Genomic DNA, 17,563 nt, shown 5'->3' with positions numbered 1-17,563 from the left:
ATTACACCTACTATAAATTTTCATGTGAAGAATCAACTACTAAATCAATAATGTTGAAGTCAAATTCTTTATCATAATTTCTATCCTTAGTAAAATACACTAGATATTCTATGTTTCCTTCTGGTCCTTTTATTGGCGAATGATCAAGACCTTTAATTTTCAAATTATTTTCCACTAAAAAATTAAGTATATTTGTAATTACTTCCTTATGTGTACTTGCTTCTCTTACAACACCCTTTTTACCAACCTTATCTCTTCCAGCTTCAAATTGTGGTTTTATAAGTGCAACCACTTCTCCATCATCCGATAATAAATTTACTACAGCTGGAACTATCTTCTTTAGGGATATAAAAGATACATCTATACTAGAAAAGTTTGGATACTCTCCTAAATCCTCAAAAGTTAAATATCTTGCATTGGTTCTTTCCATACAAACTACTCTTGGATCAATTCTAAGTTTCCACGCAAATTGTCCATATCCAACATCTATTGAAAATACCTTTGTAGCACCATTTTGAAGCATACAATCAGTAAATCCTCCTGTTGATGCACCAATGTCCATACATACTTTTCCTTGAAGTTCTATATCAAAACTTTTCATAGCTTTTTCAAGTTTAAATCCGCCCCTACTTACGTATGGCATTACTTCGCCTTTGAATTCAATTTCTGAATCCACCTTTATCTTTTGACCACATTTATCTACTCTTTGACCATTTACAAATATTTTTCCTTCCATAATTGCAATTTTAGCTTTTTCTCTAGAATCAAAAATATTTTTTTCAACTAAAAGTATATCTAACCTTTCACTTTTGACACTACTCATGATTTAACTCCTTTAAATTTAAAGATACTAAATTATAAAATCTTAACTATATTTTTTACTACTCCATCTACATCTAAATTGTTTGCCTTATAAAGTATATCTACACTTCCATGAGGAATAAATTTATCATCAAATCCTAAATTTACAACCTTAGATTCACTATTTATAGAATTTGTTGTAATTAAAGAATTTGCATATTGAAGAACACTTTCACCAAATCCTCCAGATAATACATTATCCTCTAGAGTTATTATTTTATAATTCTTAGATACTAATTTTTTTATAATAGATTTATCAATTGGTTTTACAAAACATGCATTTATAACTGTTATGTTTACGCCCATAGCTTTCATTTTTTCTTGTACTTTAATAGCTGTAGCAACCATTTTTCCAGTTGCTATTAGAGCTATATTTCCTTCTGTCTTTAATACTTCCCATTTTCCAACAATATAATCTGTCTTTGCTGATAACTCTATACTATCTCCACCCCTTGGATATCTTATAGCCACTGGTGAATTCTGATTAGCCGCCCATTTTAACATATACTTTACTTCATGTAAACTCTTAGGACACATAATAGTCATATTAGGCATATGATTTAAAAATGATAAATCAAATACTCCTTGATGAGTTTCTCCGTCACTTCCAACTATTCCAGCTCTATCAATTGCAAATACTACTGGAAGATTTTGATGACATACATCATGGATAACTTGATCGTATGCCCTTTGAAGGAATGTGGAGTAAACCGCAAATATAGGCTTTAATCCTGATTGTGCCATACCTGCTGCAAGAGTTACTGCATGTTGTTCTGCTATTCCCACGTCAAAAAATCTTTTAGGATACTTTTCACTAAATTTTTTAAGTCCCGTTCCATCTCTCATAGCTGCAGTAATTGCAACTATTCTTTTATCTTCTTCTGCAAGTTCTACAATTGCATCTCCAAATGCTTTTGAATATGTATCTCCACTAATTTTAGACACTTTTCCTGTATCTAAATTAAAAGCTCCTATGCCATGAAATCTGTTAGGATCTTTTTCTGCAAATTTATATCCTTTGCCTTTTTGAGTAATTGTATGTATTAGTACAGGTCCGTTTAAATTTTTAGCTGTATTTATAACTTCAGTGAGTTCTTTGATATTATGTCCATCTATTGGTCCTAAATATTTTATTCCCATTTCTTCAAAGAACATTCCTGGAACTAACATCTGCTTTATTCCAGATTTAAGCTTGCTTAAGGAATCTGCAACACCTGTTCCAATATTTGTTTTTCTTAAAACATCATTAAAATCAGCTTTAAACTTATTGTATTTCGGATCAATTCTAATTCTGCTTAAATATGTAGAAACTCCTCCTACATTTTTTCCTATAGACATTTGATTATCATTTAATATGACAATTAAATTTGTTTTTTTATCTCCTACGTCATTTAAAGCTTCAATTGCCATACCACCAGTTAAAGCTCCATCCCCAATTACTGCTACAACATTGCATTTTTCATTTTTTAAATCTCTCGCTCTTGCCATACCTAGTGCAGCAGAAATAGATGTGCTACTGTGTCCCGTTTCAAAAAAATCATATTTACTTTCACATCTTTTAGGAAATCCACTCATACCACCGAATTGTCTTAAATTGTCAAATCTATCCGCTCTTCCAGTAAGTATTTTATGAACATAAGTTTGATGTCCTACATCCCATACTATTTTATCTTTATCTAAATCAAAAACTTTGTATAAAGCTAAAGTAAGCTCTACTACACCTAAATTAGATGCTAAATGACCCCCAGTTTTAGAAATTTTATTTATTAAAAAATTTCTAATTTCCTGAGCAAATTTATCTAAATCTGAAAAAGACATTTTTCTCAGTTCGTAAAGTCCTTTATAATTATCAAATATTTCACTCATATTATCATCTTTCCTTTTTAATTCATCTACATTACTTTTAATAGAGCGTTTTTTATACCGTGTTTTATACTTCCATTCACCACTATTTTATATACGGATTATAGCATAGGATTAATAATATTTCAAAACTTCATTAAAATTCTCTTTTCATTAAAAACTTAGTTATTTCCTCTAATTCTCTTGTATTTCCTTGAATCTGTTTTAATAAATTTAAACATTCTTTTGTTAGATCTATGCACATCTTCTTACAACTTTCAAGTCCAAATTCAGATATAAAAGTTGTTTTATTATTTTCTTTATCTTTGTGAATTTCTTTTCCTAAAACTTTAACATCACCAATTACATCTAATATATCATCTTTTATTTGGAATGCTAATCCTAATTTTTCTCCAAACTCTTCTAAAATATCAATGTCTTCTTTAGGTGCATTCCCTAAAATTGCTCCTGCTATTATAGGACTTTTTATAAGCTTACCTGTTTTATTTTTGTGCATATATTTAAGATTATCTATAGTTATTTTCTTTCCTTCACTAATAATATCAACTACTTGTCCACCGATCATACCTTCAACTCCTGAAGCTTCACTAATTATTTTAGAAGCTTTTAGAGCCCTTATGTCATTGTTTAACGAATAATTAAACATAATATTCATAGCTTCATTTAAAAGACCGTCTCCAGCAAGTATTGCCATAGCTTCCCCAAAGACCTTATGATTAGTTGGTTTTCCTCTTCTTAAATCGTCATTATCCATTGCAGGAAGATCATCATGTATTAAAGAATAAGTATGTATCATCTCTATTGCACAAGCCATAGGCATTATGTCTTTATAATTATCCTTATATACATTGTAAGTGCATAGCATTAATGTTGGTCTTATTCTTTTTCCACCAACTTCAACACTATACTTCATAGCATCATACACTATTTTGTTATAACTACCCTTGTTTTCAAAATAATTATTTAACCATACATTTACTTCTTCTTTTAAATTATTCATATTCATTAATTATCATTCCCAACAAATTCTTTTTCTTCATTACCATCTAATATCTTTATTTTAGCCTCTGCTTCATTTAATACTTTATACATTTTATTGCAGAGTTTTATTCCTTCTTCATAGTTTTTCATGGATCCTTCTAAAGATATTTCTTCACTTTCCATCTCTTCAATGATATCTTGCAACTTAATCATTAAGCTTTCATAAGATTCCTTTTTTCTTGCCATTTTAATCCTCCATTTTTTAGTGATTATTTATACACATCACTTATTCTAACCTTAGTACTTCCATCTTTTAATGTAATGTTTATGCAGGTATTTTCTTCTATTTTTTCTTTTGTTGTAATTACATTATTTTTTTCGTCTTTAATAATAGAAAACCCTCTACTTAAAATATTTAGTGGATTATGTGCATTAAGTAAAGAATTAGCTTTTGAAAGTTTTATTTTTTCGTATTCTATTTTAGATTCTATTTTATGGCAAAGCTTATTTTTTAAATTGTCTATTCTTATATATTCATTAGCTATAGTATTCATTGGACTATTTATTTTTATTGCGTTTTCCAATGAATTTAGCTCTTTAAATTTTAAATTTATTGTATTTCTAATTAAATTGTACAATCTATTTTTATAATTTTCAATATTTGTATTTACTTCATTTAAATTAAAAACACCTATCTCAGCAGCAGCAGATGGTGTAGGTGCTCTTCTATCACTTACAAAATCACAAATGGTAAAATCGGTTTCGTGTCCAACTCCACTTATAACTGGCTTATTACAATTATATATAGCATAGGCTAAATCTTCATTGTTAAAAGCCCAAAGTTCTTCTATTGATCCTCCACCTCTTGCTATTATTATGGTATCAATATCATCTCTATTTGAAAAATAATTGATACCATTTATTAAATCTTTAGGTGCATTTTCTCCTTGAACAAGTGCTGGATAAATTAATAGTTCTACACCTTTGTTTCTTCTTTTAGATACATTTATTATATCTTTAACTGCAGCTCCTGTAGGAGAAGTTATAACTCCTATTTTCTTTGCAAATCTAGGTATTTCTTTTTTATTATATTCATCAAACAATCCTTCATTATACAATTTCTTTTTCAACGCTTCAAAGGCTATAAATAAATCTCCTACGCCTTCTTTTTCTATATCTTCACAGTAAAATTGATATGCACCATCTTTTTGATATACTGATACTCTTCCTTTGAGTATTACATTATCTCCATTTTCAGGTATGAATTTTAACCCTCTAGCATAGGATCTGAACATAATACAATTTATTTTGCTATTTTTATCTTTTAAAGAAAAGTATATATGACCACTTATATGTATTTTAAAATTAGATATTTCACCTTTTATTTTAGAATTTTTTAAAATAAAATCATTATCAATTACATTTTTTATATAATTGTTTAGCTCTGAAACACCCAATGTTTTCATCTGCATATTATTTCAATCCCTCACAAAGATTTTTTATAAGCATAGTAGTTGTCATTGCTCCAACTCCACCTGGTACTGGAGTTACATATGCTGCCTTTTCTATAACTTCATCAAAGCACACATCTCCAACCATCTTTCCATTTACAGAAGATGTACCAACATCAATAACAACTGCTCCTTCTTTAACATAATCTTTTGTAATAAAATGTGGTTTACCTATAGCTGACACTAATATATCTGCATTTAAACAGATTTCTTTTAAATTCTTAGTTTTTGAGTGGCATATTGTAACTGTTGCGTTTTCATTTAGTAAAAGCTGAGCTACAGGTTTTCCTACTATATTGCTTCTTCCTATTACAACAGCATTGCTTCCCTCTATATCTATATCACAAGTTTTTATAAGCTCTATAATTCCTCTTGGTGTACATGGTACAAAGCATTTTTCTCCCTTATAAAGCTTCCCAACACTTATGCTACTTAGTCCATCAATATCCTTATTTATATCTATTGCTGATGTTATTTTACTTTCATCTAAATGTTTTGGAAGGGGAAGTTGAAGTATTATACCCTTAACTTCATTATCATTGTTTAACTCATTAATAATATTTAATAATTCTTCTTCTTTTATGCATTCATCTAAGTTTATGTTTTTTACTTTTATGCCTAAAGCATGACATAATTTATTTTGATTTCTAACATAAAACTGTGATCCACCATCATTACCTACAAGTATATTTGCCATGCATAACTTAACATCTTCATTATTATTTATATTTTCTACTTGTTTTTTTAACTCTTCTCTAATATCTTGAGCTAATCTTTTTCCATCTATTTTTATCCCCATAAATCCACCTCCCAGAGTTTTATTATTATGCTTTTATCATGTTTCCAAGCACTCCGTTTACAAAGGCTGGAGAATTGTCTGCTGAATATTTTTTTGCAAGTTCTATAGCTTCATTAACTGCAACCTTGTTAGGTATATCCTCCATAAACATTATTTCATATGTAGATATTCTAAGTATTGTAAGGTCTATCTTTGAAAGTCTGTTTAATTTCCACTTTGTTAAGTTTTCTTCTATTTTTTTATCTATGTCTTCTTTGTTTTGTTCTATGCCATTTACTATTTTATTTATGTATATGAAATCAACATTTTCCATATTTGTATCAGTATTTTCTTTAAAGTTTTTTAATATCTCTGAAAATTCCTCTTTGTTAATACTCATTTCAAATAATAATTTCATAGCCACTTCTCTTGATTTTCTTCTGTTCATAATTTCCTCCTAGTATATGAATTAAAATATATTTTAATTATTGTCATTATAAATATTAATATACATATTTAAACATGGAAACACCCTCTGTTTTCAGAGGGTGCAATAATTAATCTTGTTTTTCTTTAGATCTTACTTCCTCTTTTGGAAGCACAACATTTTGTACATAAACATTAATTGCTGTCAAATTTAACCCAGTCATTAGCTCTACAGATTTTTTAACACTCTCTTGTACCTTCTTTGCAACATCTACAATTTTAACACCGTACTTAACTACAACATATAAATCTATAGTAGCACTATTTTCTTCTACATTTACTTTAATTCCTTTAGATAAGTTCTTTTTTCCGCTTAGTATCTGAGTTATTCCTCCAACTAATGTGGTACTCATTCCTTCTATTCCGTCTACTTCTGAAGCAGCAAGTCCTGCTATTACTTCAACTACCTCATCTGATATTTTAACAATTCCCATTTCCATATCTGTTTCTTGTTCCACATTTAAGTTTTCGTCCATCTAGGTGTACCCCCTTTGTCCGGATATTCAAAACATTTATTATGTGCTTATTATATCAAAGATAGTATGAATTTACAAACATATTATTCTTTTAATTGTATATCTACATCCTTTATTTTTGTAATATCCATAACTACATCTTGAATTTGTTTTGTTTGAGTTTCAGTAAGCTTTTTAGATGATTTTACTACAACTGTAACTTTGTTATCTTGAATGTAACATAGTACATTTTCATATCCTTTACTTTTTAATACAGATTCTATTTGATGTTGTTTAGTATCTGCAAGTGCAAGATCACTATATTTTTTAGATATTTCTGCCCTTTGTTCCTTTGATGTATGTTCATCATCCATAATACCCTTTAAATCTTGAAGAGCTTTTGCATTATGATTATCTCTCATCATTTGAGATTCTTCAAAGTAATTTGAAGTATTGTTCTTTTTATTTGAATCATTAAATGATATAGTTGTTTTTCCATTTTTTATATCATTTTCAGCCACATAGTCTAAATTATTGTTTAACCTAACCGCAAGTACCCCTGCACATGAAATAAGTGCTAGTAAAACAACTATAATTACCCCCTGTTTCCTATTCATTAAAATACCTCCATTCCTTATTTTAACCTTATTAAAATTTATATGTCTCTTTTTAAACATATATGTTATTTTTTCATAGAATATACATTTACATCTTTTTCTTTTAAGTCAAATAAATTTACGACTGCTTTATGAATTTGAAGCTTAATTAAGTTATCATCTGCACCTTCTGCAACAACACAAACACCACTTACTTCTGGTTTATTTTTTTTAACTACAAAAGGTTCTGTTCCTTTTTCTGTATTCATCATAACAATAGTTTTTCCATCATTCTTTTGAGTTACTTTTCTTGTTCCACCATCTGTATCTTTTTCTTCCGTAAGACTAGTAGAATCATTAACATTTATTGCAGGTATCTGCTCTTCACCTCCCTTAAAATAAACCATTACTTTAACCTTTCCAACTCCCTCAATATTTTCAAGGGTATCTTTTAGTTTTTCTTCAATTTCTTTTTCTTCATTTGATATTTCATTTTCCTTGCTACTATCTATATTTTTAACTTCTTTTTTATTATCTTGTGAAACACTTCCCTTATTTTCAGAACTTACTTTAACAGTGTTAGGTGATTTAAATATATTACTTGCAATAAGGCAAAATACACCTAGTATAGCTAAAAAAATCAACTTTTTAGTGTAATCTTTTCCATTTTTATCTTTTAAACTCTCTTTCACTCTATCTTTATCAAATAGTTTTTTCATATATCAGTTCACCCCTTATTTATATACTTATTTATTCCTTATAAACTCTTATTTTTTCTTTTGGAACATCTATAGCTTCACTTAAATAATTAATAATTTTTGAACTTTTTTCTTTTTCCATAACTTTTTTTGTAGCCACTTCCTTTGTTTCGTCCAATGTAACTTTTTTCACTTTTTTTACGCCTTCTTCTTTTACTCCAACATTAACTTCTTGGATATCAAATTTTTCTTTTTCATCATCATATAAAACTTTAACTTTTACATTGTATTTATCCTTTGGATATTTATCTTTTAGTTTTTTATCGCACAATTTTTCTAGATTTTTGGCAAAAACCTCTGTTGTATTATCTATAGTTTCTGTTTTATACTTTCCATAGTTGTTTTTGTACTGTTTTTCATCTATATATTGAGATGCTGAATTTATATATCCTTCGAAACTAAAACTTCTATTAAATAATTTTATTATTGGATTTAAAATAACTGTTATTAATATTAATCCTAGAACGAATTTAGCATATTTTTTCATTGAGTTATTAGGCAATATCATTTCCACTGCTGTTATAAAAAATATTGCAGTACAAATGCTTACAATCCATTGCTTTATACTTGCTATCATTTTACCCTCCTTATATGCCTATAGCGCCTCTTCCAGCTCCAGCAATTATACATATAATTATGAAGAACATGACAGATACACTAATAACGCAGGAAGTCATAAGTATAATAGAGTCCCCTGCTGATTCTATGCATTTAACAAGTTTACTATCGCTTATGGGTTCTACCAAAGCTCCTGTTAGTTTATATATAAAACCCATAGCCAGCATTTTAATTATTGGAAATAATATTATAGTTACTAAAATAACAAGTCCTACACTACTTAGTGCATTTTTTAGAAGAAGTGAGTATCCAGCTACGGTAGATATTGCATCTGATAAACTTTTTCCAACTACAGGAACAAAGTTATCAATGGCAAATTTCACAGTTTTTTCTGCAACTGCATCTATAGTACTAGTGGTTAAACCACGAATTGTAATTACCCCTATAAATATAGTCATTATAATTCCTTGGATCCAAAGAACTGACTTATTTAATAGTCCAGATAATTTCTCCATTTTATGATCACTACTTATGTTGTTACATAATTGTATTACAAAAGAAATTGTTATTATTGGAATTATTAAATCAGTAAAAACTCTAGCACTAATATTGGTAACCCCTATTATCACAGGATCCATGGTTGCAGCTTCAGTAAATCCTCCAACAGATGCAAGTAGCATCAATAATACAGGAATAAGCGCTGCCATAAAATCAGTCATTCCTTTTAGAATATCCTTAATTTCAAGGACCCCTATATAAAAACTTTTAGTTACTATGATAATTAAAAGTGCATAACATGCAAAATATGCAACGTTAGATAAGTTTCCATTACTAAATGCATTTTCAAGATTATTAATAAGAGCACATATTATTGCTATTATTATTATCATTGCCATAAGCTTTGAACATGCTATAACTTCCCTAAATGAATACATAAGTATTGCCTTTGCAAACTTACCAACTGAAATATTTCCACTTCCATTTTTCATATAATCCTTTACATATGTTTTTACATCCATATCATTTAGTATTTCATATTTAGTTTTTACATTGGTCATATAATCGTATAACCTTTCTACCTTACTACTCTGTTCTTGATTTAACTGAGGTTTTTGTTTTTCTACTAATGTTTGTGCTTGTACATTAAGAGGAATCATTAAAAACATAATAATTACCAGTAATATCTTTTTCATAATGTTCTCTCCTATACATCTTTTTAAATTATATTGACAATTCCTTGTAGTACTGCCATTAATATTGGAACTGCCAATACTAGTATTAGTATTTTTCCAGCAAATTCAACTTTAGATGCTAAACTGCTTTGTCCTGCATCTTTGCAAATTTCACTACAAAATGAAGCTAAATAAGCAATTCCAAGTATTTTGAAAACTGTATTTAAATACACAAAATCTATGTTAGCTTTAAGTGCTAACTCCTGAAGCAATTGCATTACAGCTGTAATTTTATCTATCATAAATAAAAATATTATTATTCCAGCAGCTATACTAATATGTACTACGTATTCATCATTTCTATTTTTAAAAATAAGAATTATAAATAATGTAATAAAGGCAAATGCAACTATTTTTACTATTTCCATATGTGCCTCCTAAAATTGGAACATTGTTTTTACAGTGCTGAATAACTTGTTTATCAAATTTATAACCATCATTAAAACAATGATTATTCCAGCTAAATTAGCTATAACCGCGTAGTCCTTTTTCCCTGTACTTTCTAGTATCTTATCAAGAATAATTATAAGTATGCTTACAGCTGCTATCTTAAAAATTAAACTTACATCTAACATCTTTTCCCTCCTATAACATCATTATTACTAGTATAGCTCCAAAGGAAAATCCTAAGTATCTATACATTTTTATGTTTTTTTCCATTACATTTTTGGCACTATCTAATTGACTTTTTATATTTCTAATAGTTAATGTAAGTATATTTTGTTGTCCTTCTATATCTGATTCTCCTAATGATTTTGATAGATTTAAAAGTATATCAATATCGTACTTTTTTAGATTTAACTGTTTTTTATTTTCATTTAAAGCTTTTTTAAATCCCTCATGCACACTTTCAACCTCATGATCATACAATAAACTGGAAACCCTCTTAAAAATATCACCTATAGGTTTAGTCCCTTTACTTCCAACACTCATAAATATCTCTGGAAGAGAATTATGGGTATATACAATTTCATTTTTAAGTTGATACAATGCTTGTTCTATTTCTTCTAATTGCAGAAAACGTCTTTTTAAATTTTCCCCACATATAAATCCCAGTAAAGTTGATGATAATAGAACTAATATAGATCCTAATATTTTAAAATACATATTATTTCCTCCAAAGTTCCTCATTTTTATTGAAATCATATATATATTCTACTGTTCCAATTCCATTTCTAGAACTTAAAATTATAGCTCTATTAAAAATTTTATTCTCAACAACTTCGTTAAATACAGGTCTTCTATATAAATCTTCTATTCCAAAACCATGTATAGTTGTTATTAAATTCACTCCTGAATTCATAGCCATTACTATGCTTTGTATATCACTATGAGTTCCTATCTCATCACAGACTATAACCTCAGGTGCCATACTTCTTATTGCCATTATTATTCCTTGACTTTTTATGCAATTATCAAGTATATCAGTTCTTATACCTACATCCATTTGAGGTACTCCTTCAAAACAAGATGCAATTTCACTTCTTTCATCAATGATGCACACTTTCTTTTTTGCCGTAGATAAGTTTCTTGTTATATCTCTTATTAAAGTAGTCTTTCCACATTTAGGTGGAGATATAATAATTGTATTAAGTACATTTTCCCCTTGTAAAATATATGGCATAACTTTATTTGAACATCCCAAAACTTCTCTGCAAATTCTTATATTTAAAGATGCTATATTTTTTATTGTTTTTACGGTTTCATTTTGTATCACACAAGAACCACATATTCCTACTCTATGACCACCTTTTATAGTTATATATCCCTGTTTTATTTCTTCTTCAAAAGCATATATAGAGTAATTGCTTATTCTTTGGAGTATAGTCTTAATATCTTCTTTTTTTATAATGTAATCTAATATGATTTCCTTATTTTCCAAATACACTATTAGTGGCTTGTTTACTTTTATTCGTATTTCCTGCAATTTATCTATGATAGTTATTGACTGTAACTTCATTTGCATTTCCTTTGGTAAAACATAAAATACATCTTTAGTACTCATAATCATTCCTCCTTTTTATGAATTTAATTATATAAATTATCATTTTACATACTAATTACTTATTAAATTTTTATTTATATGTTAGAATAATTATTCCAAAAAATAAAAAATAAGAAATATCTATTTAAGATATTTCTCAGGCTGTTGATAAACATAATTTGTCAACAGCCTTTTTACATTTATTACAAAAAGGATTTTTAGTGTTTATGTAGAATATATATTTTAGAACAATAAATCTTTTAGCCCGTTAGGGCTCCTACGGAGGAAAAATGCTTACTAATAATGAAAGAAAACAAAATCAATTAGAACTAGTTTATATAGAAAATTTAGTACCTGAAAATCACATACTTAGAAAGATAGATAAACACATAGACTTTTCATTTATAAGAGATTTAACTAAGGATTTATATTGTGCTGATAATGGCAGACCATCAGTGGATCCAGTTGTATTATTTAAAATGCTTTTTATAGGATACCTATTCGGTATACGTTCAGAGCGTCAGCTTGTAAAAGAAATCCAGGTAAATGTAGCTTACAGATGGTTTTTAGGATATGGACTTACTGATAAAATACCAAGTCATTCCACTATAAGCCAGAATAGAACAAAAAGATTTAGTAATACAAATATACATCAAGAAATATTTGATAATATTGTATTTCAAGCTATTAATAGAAACTTGGTTGATGGCAAAATTCTATATACTGATTCTACTCACTTAAAAGCTAACGCTAATAAACATAAATTTATTAAAAAAGAAATAACTAAATCCACAAAGGAATACTTTGATGAATTAGAGAATGACATTAATAAAGATAGAATTAATCATAATAAAAAGCCTCTAAAAAAAAAGACTAAAATAGCTGAAACTAAGGAAATAAAAGTAAGTACAACTGATCCAGACAGTGGATATATGGTTAGAGATGGAAAACCTAAAGGCTTTTTTTATTTAGATCATAGAACTGTTGACGGAAAGTATAATATTATAACAGACGTTCATGTTACTCCCGGGAATATAAACGATGTAGATCCTTATGTTAAAAGAATAGAAACTCAAATAGAAAAGTTTAATTTTAATACAAAATATTTAGTAGCAGATGCCGGATATTCTACGAATCCTATTTGTAAACAAATTTCAGACAAAAATTATCAAGGTGTTTTTGGGTTCCGTTTAGGACCCCATGTTAAAGGAAAATATACAAAATATAGATTTCAGTATGTTAAAGAATTAGATGGATATGTGTGTATTAATAATTGCTTTTTAAAATATAGAACTACTACGAGGGAAGGTTATAAAGAATATTTAAGTAATGCGGAGCATTGTGCTTATTGCAAATATAAAAATAATTGCTTAACATCTGATAAATCCATTAATAGAACTATACGTCGTCATGTTTGGGAAGACTATAAAGATCAAATTTTTAGCTTTACTAAAACAGAAAAAGGTAAAAGTATTTACAAACGACGTAAAGAAAAGATTGAGCGTAGCTTTGCTGATTCAAAAGAATTACATGGGCTACGTTATTGTCGCATGCGAGGAATTAAAAATGTTTCTGAGCAGTGCCTACTTACAGCGGCAGTTCAGAATATGAAAAAGATAGCCATGGTGCTATCGCATTATTTTTTGTGTACATTAATTCAAATTTATTCCAAATTAACATACATAATAAATATTTTTCGAATGCTATCGCATAAAAGAATTTTGGCGTAAACAAAAGCCCCCAATTGTTGGGGGCTTTTTGAACAATCTGAGAAATATCTATTTAAGATATTTCTTATTTAAAATTATATTATTTAACTTTTCTCTATTTATGCTACTTTAGCTTTATGGAATTTTGGCAATTAGGACAATTAATTTTGTCTTCATTTTCAATGAATTCTTTCTCAACTGCTAAGATTTCGTTACATTTATCACATACTATATCAACGTAATCTTCAGTGTGAAAATCATCATCTTCTTCCTCAAAACCATAAACTTCCTCTTCTACATTTCCTAAATTTTCATCAAGAACTGTAACATATTCATCCATTTCAGTTAACTTATCTTCAAGAACATGTATCTTTTCCGTCATTTCAAGTAAAATATCACCTATATCAAATAATATTTTATCTTTTGTCTCTTCCCTCAAATCAAGTTTTTCTATATCTTCTTTTAAAGAAAGAACTTTTGACATAAGAGGATTCATTTTACCACTCCCTTTAGGGTAGTTTATACTCTTTCCATGTAGTCACCAGTTCTAGTGTCTACTCTTATTGTTTCTCCTTCATTAACGAATAAAGGTACGTTAACAACAGCTCCTGTTTCTAATTTAGCAGGTTTCATAGCGTTAGTTGCTGTGTTTCCTTTTATTCCTGGTTCACATTCAACGATTTGTAATTCTACGAAGTTAGGTGCTTCAACTGAGAAAGCAGCTCCTTTGTAGAATTTGATGATTGCAAACATATTTTCCTTTAAGAATTTGATAGCATTTTCTACTTGTTCAAAGTTTAAAGGTATTTGTTCGAATGTTTCTTGATCCATGAAGTAGTATAATTCTCCATCACTGTATAAGTATTGCATTTCTTTTCTTTCAATAACAGCTTCTTGAAGCTTAGCTGTTGGGTTAAATGTAGTTTCAGTAACTCCTCCACTGATTACATTTCTAAGTTTTGTTCTTACGAATGCTGCTCCTTTACCTGGTTTAACATGTAAGAAGTCAATTACAGTATAAACTTGTCCATCTAGCTCAAAAGTAGTACCTTTTCTTAAATCTCCAGCTGAAATCATTTATGTATCCCTCCACTAATCTATATAATTTTATTATAACCCTAAAATTCATATTAATACCAATATTATTTATGCTTACTTTATTAATAAATAATATATTTTAGGACTCGATTCTAACCAATGATATTTTATCAAAAGATGCGAATATTTGCAAATACATTTATAATATGTATCGTATATTACTATATGAATTATTAAACTCATATAGTAATATTTAAAACAATATATCCTTTATATAATTTGTGATCATAAGCAGTGAGCTTTATACTCTCCATTTCATATAAATTATGGCTTTTCTTTATACCATCTATAAATTTTTCTAATTGTTCTAATGTTCCTATAAACTCTAAGTTCATGGAAAACATCTTACTATCATTATTATTTATTGCTTTTTTTATTTTTATACATGGATTTTCTTTTATTTTTCCTATAATTTTTTCATATTTTATATCATAATTTTTATTTTTTAAATTTTTCATTTTTGATGAAGTCATAATATATAAATTGCTTTTGCTTTTATTAAGTAGTTTCTTTTGTTTATAACATATAAAAAATGTTCCTATTAACATAAATATCATACAAAATAAAATTAAGTTATTTCTAAATTTTTTACTCATTTTTACCTGCCTTAAACTCCACTTTTAGAGAATTTTTTTTATCCTCTAATTCCTCTATTTTTATATCCTTTATTTCATACTTTAAATTATTTTTTATACTATCAAGTGTTCTCGCTGCTTCTTCCATACTATTAAATTCCTTTTGCAAAAATATCTTATTTTTATTTATATCAACATATTTAAAACTATTGATGTTTTTTATCTCTTCTTTTAAATCATAATAAGTATTTATAGTAAAGTGTTTATTTATTTTATTCTTCTCATTTATTTTCTTATTGTGCATATTTTGCAAATTAATCTTTTCTATTTTATTATTAGCAGCTATTATATCTTTTCTATATTTCACTATTCTAAATATATTTATAACCAAAAGTACTATTGTTATACTTAAAACCACCATAAATCTAATTTTTTCTTTCTTCTCTATTTTATTTCTATACCACATAGGTAAAAAATTATATTCTTTCATAGCTTACTTCCTTTTTATTGAAAAATATTTAACTACATCAGTTTTATCTACATAGCCAAGATCTGTATACTGATACTTGTCATTTTGCATATAAAGTTCTTTTTCTTCTTCTTCAAAATTAACACAATAAATATTTTTCACTCCTCCTGAAAACTTCTCTAATCTATTAATACAATAATTAAAACTTTCCATTAAAAAATACTCACAATTTTCGCTATTCACATTTACTATTCTGTTAGAAACTAAGTTTTCATAGGTAACCCCTAAAAAATATACCTTATTTCTATCTTTAAATATTAAAATATATGTTTTATCTTTTATATAATTTTTAAAATAATTCACCATGCTAAATTGAATTATATTAATCTTTTTTATTTTATTATTATTAATAATCTTTTCTAAAGCTTTTACATCTTTTAAATTCATACAAAACACTAAAACATCTATATCTTCCCCAGTTTCATTTAATACCGTATAAGTATAAAATATATTATTAGCTTTTTTACCATATAGGAACACTAATTCATTCCTAATTAAACTATTTAGATCCCACTTGCTAACCCTTGGCAGTTTTAAAAGTTTTATATGAACTTCTTCTCCTTCAACTATTATGTATACATTTTTATTTTTTATATTTATTCCTGTAATATCTTTAAATGGATTTATATTTTTGTGTTTTAAATGCTCATTATTCATTTTTATGCCCTCTTCAGACACTTTTAAAAATACATTTTTATTAAACACTTAATATCACCTCACTTATACTTAGAAATTAAATATTTAAATCTAACTATATTAGATTTTTCATCTATTTCATAGTTATATACATCTTCTCTTTTAACACCTTTTTCGTTTTGTAAATTTAGAATTATGTTTTTATTTTTATCATCAAATTTTACAAAAGTATTTTCATAACTTACAGTTTCATCATTGACACTATTTAAAATTAAATTAAGATTTTCTTCATTTATATCCTTACATTTTTCTGTTATAAAATTATTTAATCTAGCTAGTAAATACTCCCTTTGTTTACTGTAAATATCATCACTTAGCTCTATTGATTTATAGCTATAATTACGCATTTTTTTACTTACTTCTAATTTAAATGAGTATAAAAATATACCCATTATTATACTTATTATAATTAAAGTAAATACAACTATGTATCCTCTATGTTTTGATTTAAACCTATACATTTATAAAACTTCTTTCCTTTTAGAGATTCAATATAAATATACACAACATTCTTGTTTTTATTTATTTTTACATCTTTTAAATCCTCTGCAATGGTATTCTTGTTTTTATTCCCATCTATTAATTTATCGTAAAGTATTATAAGCTTGTATTTACCATTATTACCCTCTGTTTTTATAGTATACTTATCTCCATTTTCCTTTTCTAATACAATATTATTGTCCTTTATAATTAAGCTCTTATTTTTTATATCATTTATCTCGTTTTCCACAAAATGCAAAGCACTATTACAATAACATTCCTCTCTATCTAAAGATATATTTCTCTTATACCTTATTGACTCTTTTGTTACTAAGTCAACTTCTATGAGCATTAGTATGCTTATAATAAATAATGTAACTAAAACTTCTATTAATCCATATCCTTTTTTCATA

General features: G+C 27.3%; 24 protein-coding genes. 1 reads left to right on the top strand and 23 read right to left on the bottom strand.

The genetic code is table 11. The features are described 5' to 3' along the window. Positions 1–10 precede the first annotated feature (10 nt). The 16 genes from NT01CX_RS05505 to spoIIIAA all read right to left on the bottom strand — a co-directional run bounded on the left by NT01CX_RS05505 (position 11) and on the right by spoIIIAA (position 12,084). Positions 11–823, bottom strand: coding sequence for a TlyA family RNA methyltransferase (locus NT01CX_RS05505; RefSeq protein WP_011722060.1), 813 nt, complete (start codon positions 821–823; stop codon positions 11–13). A gap of 32 nt (positions 824–855) precedes the next feature. Further along, positions 856–2,727 carry a 1-deoxy-D-xylulose-5-phosphate synthase gene (gene dxs, locus NT01CX_RS05500; protein WP_011722059.1) on the bottom strand — a complete coding sequence of 624 codons (1,872 nt, stop codon included), beginning with the start codon at positions 2,725–2,727 and terminating at the stop codon, positions 856–858. Between the two features lie 133 nt (positions 2,728–2,860). After that, a complete protein-coding gene (locus NT01CX_RS05495; RefSeq protein WP_011722058.1) occupies positions 2,861–3,730 on the bottom strand; it encodes a polyprenyl synthetase family protein in 870 nt (289 codons plus the stop codon). After that, positions 3,730–3,951 (bottom strand): exodeoxyribonuclease VII small subunit, encoded by a 222-nt coding sequence (locus NT01CX_RS05490; RefSeq protein ID WP_011722057.1) that lies wholly within the window; start codon positions 3,949–3,951, stop codon positions 3,730–3,732. Before NT01CX_RS05490 ends, NT01CX_RS05495 begins: the two co-directional genes overlap by 1 nt. A gap of 23 nt (positions 3,952–3,974) precedes the next feature. Then, a complete protein-coding gene (gene xseA / locus NT01CX_RS05485) occupies positions 3,975–5,177 on the bottom strand; it encodes an exodeoxyribonuclease VII large subunit (protein WP_011722056.1) in 1,203 nt (400 codons plus the stop codon). A 1-nt stretch (position 5,178) separates the two neighbouring features. After that, complete coding sequence (locus tag NT01CX_RS05480; RefSeq protein ID WP_011722055.1) at positions 5,179–6,015, bottom strand: bifunctional methylenetetrahydrofolate dehydrogenase/methenyltetrahydrofolate cyclohydrolase; 837 nt, start codon at positions 6,013–6,015, stop codon at positions 5,179–5,181. A 25-nt stretch (positions 6,016–6,040) separates the two neighbouring features. Beyond that, on the bottom strand, positions 6,041–6,442 hold the full coding sequence (gene nusB, locus NT01CX_RS05475) for a transcription antitermination factor NusB (RefSeq protein WP_011722054.1): 402 nt from the start codon (positions 6,440–6,442) through the stop codon (positions 6,041–6,043). A 109-nt stretch (positions 6,443–6,551) separates the two neighbouring features. Further along, a complete protein-coding gene (locus NT01CX_RS05470) occupies positions 6,552–6,956 on the bottom strand; it encodes an Asp23/Gls24 family envelope stress response protein (RefSeq protein ID WP_011722053.1) in 405 nt (134 codons plus the stop codon). Between the two features lie 83 nt (positions 6,957–7,039). After that, entirely contained in the window at positions 7,040–7,552 is a 513-nt protein-coding gene (locus tag NT01CX_RS05465) for a SpoIIIAH-like family protein (protein ID WP_011722052.1), read from the bottom strand. A gap of 65 nt (positions 7,553–7,617) precedes the next feature. Then, a complete protein-coding gene (spoIIIAG, locus tag NT01CX_RS05460; RefSeq protein ID WP_011722051.1) occupies positions 7,618–8,250 on the bottom strand; it encodes a stage III sporulation protein AG in 633 nt (210 codons plus the stop codon). 31 nt (positions 8,251–8,281) lie between these two features. Continuing rightward, positions 8,282–8,866 carry a stage III sporulation protein AF gene (gene spoIIIAF / locus NT01CX_RS05455; RefSeq protein ID WP_011722050.1) on the bottom strand — a complete coding sequence of 195 codons (585 nt, stop codon included), beginning with the start codon at positions 8,864–8,866 and terminating at the stop codon, positions 8,282–8,284. 10 nt (positions 8,867–8,876) lie between these two features. After that, on the bottom strand, positions 8,877–10,040 hold the full coding sequence (spoIIIAE, locus tag NT01CX_RS05450) for a stage III sporulation protein AE (RefSeq protein ID WP_011722049.1): 1,164 nt from the start codon (positions 10,038–10,040) through the stop codon (positions 8,877–8,879). A gap of 23 nt (positions 10,041–10,063) precedes the next feature. Next, complete coding sequence (gene spoIIIAD, locus NT01CX_RS05445) at positions 10,064–10,447, bottom strand: stage III sporulation protein AD (RefSeq protein WP_011722048.1); 384 nt, start codon at positions 10,445–10,447, stop codon at positions 10,064–10,066. A gap of 9 nt (positions 10,448–10,456) precedes the next feature. Further along, on the bottom strand, positions 10,457–10,654 hold the full coding sequence (gene spoIIIAC, locus NT01CX_RS05440) for a stage III sporulation protein AC (RefSeq protein ID WP_003365078.1): 198 nt from the start codon (positions 10,652–10,654) through the stop codon (positions 10,457–10,459). Positions 10,655–10,664: 10 nt separating this feature from the next. Continuing rightward, positions 10,665–11,186 carry a stage III sporulation protein SpoIIIAB gene (gene spoIIIAB / locus NT01CX_RS05435; protein ID WP_011722047.1) on the bottom strand — a complete coding sequence of 174 codons (522 nt, stop codon included), beginning with the start codon at positions 11,184–11,186 and terminating at the stop codon, positions 10,665–10,667. A 1-nt stretch (position 11,187) separates the two neighbouring features. Beyond that, positions 11,188–12,084 (bottom strand): stage III sporulation protein AA, encoded by an 897-nt coding sequence (gene spoIIIAA / locus NT01CX_RS05430; RefSeq protein WP_011722046.1) that lies wholly within the window; start codon positions 12,082–12,084, stop codon positions 11,188–11,190. Between the two features lie 269 nt (positions 12,085–12,353). Here spoIIIAA and NT01CX_RS05425 point away from each other — a divergent pair, with 269 nt between their 5' ends. Then, positions 12,354–13,793: an IS1182-like element ISCno1 family transposase gene (locus NT01CX_RS05425; RefSeq protein ID WP_011722045.1), complete on the top strand. Its 1,440-nt coding sequence runs from the start codon at positions 12,354–12,356 to the stop codon at positions 13,791–13,793. A 103-nt stretch (positions 13,794–13,896) separates the two neighbouring features. Here NT01CX_RS05425 and NT01CX_RS05420 read toward each other — a convergent pair whose 3' ends face one another. From NT01CX_RS05420 to NT01CX_RS05390, 7 genes are all read right to left on the bottom strand, one after another. Next, on the bottom strand, positions 13,897–14,268 hold the full coding sequence (locus NT01CX_RS05420; RefSeq protein WP_011722044.1) for a CD1247 N-terminal domain-containing protein: 372 nt from the start codon (positions 14,266–14,268) through the stop codon (positions 13,897–13,899). Positions 14,269–14,291: 23 nt separating this feature from the next. Continuing rightward, positions 14,292–14,849 carry an elongation factor P gene (gene efp / locus NT01CX_RS05415; protein ID WP_011722043.1) on the bottom strand — a complete coding sequence of 186 codons (558 nt, stop codon included), beginning with the start codon at positions 14,847–14,849 and terminating at the stop codon, positions 14,292–14,294. Between the two features lie 200 nt (positions 14,850–15,049). Next, positions 15,050–15,466, bottom strand: coding sequence for a hypothetical protein (locus NT01CX_RS05410; RefSeq protein WP_011722042.1), 417 nt, complete (start codon positions 15,464–15,466; stop codon positions 15,050–15,052). Then, entirely contained in the window at positions 15,459–15,935 is a 477-nt protein-coding gene (locus NT01CX_RS05405) for a hypothetical protein (RefSeq protein WP_011722041.1), read from the bottom strand. The genes NT01CX_RS05410 and NT01CX_RS05405 overlap by 8 nt, the downstream gene beginning before the upstream one ends. 3 nt (positions 15,936–15,938) lie before the next feature. Continuing rightward, positions 15,939–16,679: a hypothetical protein gene (locus NT01CX_RS05400; RefSeq protein ID WP_039243268.1), complete on the bottom strand. Its 741-nt coding sequence runs from the start codon at positions 16,677–16,679 to the stop codon at positions 15,939–15,941. An 11-nt stretch (positions 16,680–16,690) separates the two neighbouring features. Next, the gene (locus NT01CX_RS05395) at positions 16,691–17,131 is read right to left on the bottom strand and encodes a hypothetical protein (RefSeq protein WP_011722039.1); all 441 of its coding nucleotides are present in this window, start codon (positions 17,129–17,131) and stop codon (positions 16,691–16,693) included. Beyond that, positions 17,095–17,562, bottom strand: a complete 468-nt coding sequence (locus NT01CX_RS05390) for a prepilin-type N-terminal cleavage/methylation domain-containing protein (protein WP_011722038.1) — start codon at positions 17,560–17,562, stop codon at positions 17,095–17,097. The genes NT01CX_RS05395 and NT01CX_RS05390 overlap by 37 nt, the downstream gene beginning before the upstream one ends. Between the last annotated feature and the right edge of the window lies 1 nt (position 17,563).

It is taken from the genome of Clostridium novyi NT, from assembly GCF_000014125.1.
Lineage (GTDB): Bacteria > Bacillota > Clostridia > Clostridiales > Clostridiaceae > Clostridium_H > Clostridium_H novyi.
Note: the sequence above shows the minus strand (reverse complement) of the source record. Positions and strands in the feature narration are given on the sequence as shown.

Bases quoted from the DNA above. Each gene is read 5' to 3' on its own strand.
- NT01CX_RS05505 (WP_011722060.1), bottom strand. From the start codon at position 823: ATGAGTAGTGTCAAAAGTGAAAGGTTAGATATACTTTTAGTTGAAAAA.
- dxs (WP_011722059.1), bottom strand. From the start codon at position 2,727: ATGAGTGAAATATTTGATAATTATAAAGGACTTTACGAACTGAGAAAA.
- NT01CX_RS05495 (WP_011722058.1), bottom strand. From the start codon at position 3,730: ATGAATATGAATAATTTAAAAGAAGAAGTAAATGTATGGTTAAATAAT.
- NT01CX_RS05490 (WP_011722057.1), bottom strand. From the start codon at position 3,951: ATGGCAAGAAAAAAGGAATCTTATGAAAGCTTAATGATTAAGTTGCAA.
- xseA (WP_011722056.1), bottom strand. From the start codon at position 5,177: ATGCAGATGAAAACATTGGGTGTTTCAGAGCTAAACAATTATATAAAA.
- NT01CX_RS05480 (WP_011722055.1), bottom strand. From the start codon at position 6,015: ATGGGGATAAAAATAGATGGAAAAAGATTAGCTCAAGATATTAGAGAA.
- nusB (WP_011722054.1), bottom strand. From the start codon at position 6,442: ATGAACAGAAGAAAATCAAGAGAAGTGGCTATGAAATTATTATTTGAA.
- NT01CX_RS05470 (WP_011722053.1), bottom strand. From the start codon at position 6,956: ATGGACGAAAACTTAAATGTGGAACAAGAAACAGATATGGAAATGGGA.
- NT01CX_RS05465 (WP_011722052.1), bottom strand. From the start codon at position 7,552: ATGAATAGGAAACAGGGGGTAATTATAGTTGTTTTACTAGCACTTATT.
- spoIIIAG (WP_011722051.1), bottom strand. From the start codon at position 8,250: ATGAAAAAACTATTTGATAAAGATAGAGTGAAAGAGAGTTTAAAAGAT.
- spoIIIAF (WP_011722050.1), bottom strand. From the start codon at position 8,866: ATGATAGCAAGTATAAAGCAATGGATTGTAAGCATTTGTACTGCAATA.
- spoIIIAE (WP_011722049.1), bottom strand. From the start codon at position 10,040: ATGAAAAAGATATTACTGGTAATTATTATGTTTTTAATGATTCCTCTT.
- spoIIIAD (WP_011722048.1), bottom strand. From the start codon at position 10,447: ATGGAAATAGTAAAAATAGTTGCATTTGCCTTTATTACATTATTTATA.
- spoIIIAC (WP_003365078.1), bottom strand. From the start codon at position 10,654: ATGTTAGATGTAAGTTTAATTTTTAAGATAGCAGCTGTAAGCATACTT.
- spoIIIAB (WP_011722047.1), bottom strand. From the start codon at position 11,186: ATGTATTTTAAAATATTAGGATCTATATTAGTTCTATTATCATCAACT.
- spoIIIAA (WP_011722046.1), bottom strand. From the start codon at position 12,084: ATGAGTACTAAAGATGTATTTTATGTTTTACCAAAGGAAATGCAAATG.
- NT01CX_RS05425 (WP_011722045.1), top strand. From the start codon at position 12,354: ATGCTTACTAATAATGAAAGAAAACAAAATCAATTAGAACTAGTTTAT.
- NT01CX_RS05420 (WP_011722044.1), bottom strand. From the start codon at position 14,268: ATGAATCCTCTTATGTCAAAAGTTCTTTCTTTAAAAGAAGATATAGAA.
- efp (WP_011722043.1), bottom strand. From the start codon at position 14,849: ATGATTTCAGCTGGAGATTTAAGAAAAGGTACTACTTTTGAGCTAGAT.
- NT01CX_RS05410 (WP_011722042.1), bottom strand. From the start codon at position 15,466: ATGAGTAAAAAATTTAGAAATAACTTAATTTTATTTTGTATGATATTT.
- NT01CX_RS05405 (WP_011722041.1), bottom strand. From the start codon at position 15,935: ATGAAAGAATATAATTTTTTACCTATGTGGTATAGAAATAAAATAGAG.
- NT01CX_RS05395 (WP_011722039.1), bottom strand. From the start codon at position 17,131: ATGTATAGGTTTAAATCAAAACATAGAGGATACATAGTTGTATTTACT.
- NT01CX_RS05390 (WP_011722038.1), bottom strand. From the start codon at position 17,562: ATGAAAAAAGGATATGGATTAATAGAAGTTTTAGTTACATTATTTATT.